The sequence below is a fragment of the Kitasatospora sp. MBT63 genome, assembly GCF_000710465.2.
Taxonomy (GTDB): domain Bacteria; phylum Actinomycetota; class Actinomycetes; order Streptomycetales; family Streptomycetaceae; genus Kitasatospora.
Window position 1 is genome coordinate 1 of record NZ_JAIZ01000385.1, and the last position, 1175, is coordinate 1175.

The window sequence follows — 1175 nt, forward strand, 5'->3', positions numbered from 1 at the left end:
CGTCCACCAAGATCGGTACGACAACGGCTTCTTAGCTCCTCTTAACAGATGAGCAGTGGGCGTTGATCGAGCCGATGATCACAACCTGGAAGCAGGGCCGGGTGGCGCGATCGGCAACCGGGGATCCGGGGTCCTGTAGGACGGGCTCGACCAGCGGATCCAGGAGCTCCTGCGCTGCCAGGTACGGGAGAGGGCCCGCCGATTAGAGGACCCGTCCCTGGTGATCATCGACACCCAGTCCGTCCGTGCGGCCGCCGGTGTCCCGAGGACCACGACGGGGCCGGACGCGAACAAGAAGGTGTCGGGGCGCAAGCGGGGACTGGCCGTGGATGTCATGGGGCTGATCATCGGCGTCGTCGTCCTGGCCGCCTCCGCCCACGACAACGCCGCCGGGACCGCCCTGCTCGACCGGGTCGCCGAGCGGTGCGGGATGCGTTTGGAGAAGGCCCTGGTGGACCAGGGGTTCAAGGACGAGGTCGTCATCCACGGCGCTTTGCTGGACATCGACGTCGAGGTGGTTCGCCGCAACCCGGCCGACCCGGGCAAGGGCTTCGTCCCGCAGCCGAAACGGTGGGTGATGGAGCAGACGAACGGCACCTTGATGCTGCATCGGCGCCTCGCTCGAGAGTACGACCACCGGCCCGACAACTTCGCCTCCCGCGTCTACTGGGCCTCCACCGCGAACATTGCCCGCCGCCTCACCGCACCAGCCCCGGCCTGGCGCGACACCCTCGGGCTGGCCGCGTGAACGTCGCCGAACTCGTCGCAGACCTCCGGAGCCGGCAGGACGAGGCCACCGCCCGGGCCGCAGAACTACGCGCCCGGATCGAAGAGCTCGCCGCCGACCTGACGGATACCGAAGCACGGCTCACGGACCTGGCCACCACCCGAAAGATCATCGCGGAGGTCACGCCGGCAGGAACCGGCTCCGAACCACCCGAGACGAACACCACCTACCAGGCCATCGTGAATGCCTCCAACCAGCACCCCGACCAGGCATTCCGGCACGCGAGCTGCACAAACTCCTCGGCATGCCCACCGACGAGGCGTCAGTCAACATCACCCGTAGCCGCCTCGGACGCCTCACTCGCCAAGGCTTCCTCACCCAACCCGGACGAGGCCGCCACCAGAAACGGACTTAGAGGAGCTAACACAAAGCTCTGGTGTGGCCATGT

Annotated in this window: 1 protein-coding gene and 1 pseudogene; both read left to right on the plus strand. The window is 67.4% G+C overall.

Annotation, left to right across the window (positions count from 1 at the left end):
* Nucleotides 1–74 precede the first annotated feature (74 nt).
* A pseudogene (locus AA75_RS45865) lies at nucleotides 75–748 on the plus strand (transposase).
* A partial coding sequence (locus tag AA75_RS45870; RefSeq protein ID WP_233289139.1) for a hypothetical protein occupies nucleotides 745–1175 on the plus strand: 431 nt, incomplete at its 3' end. The pseudogene AA75_RS45865 and the gene AA75_RS45870, both read left to right, overlap by 4 nt.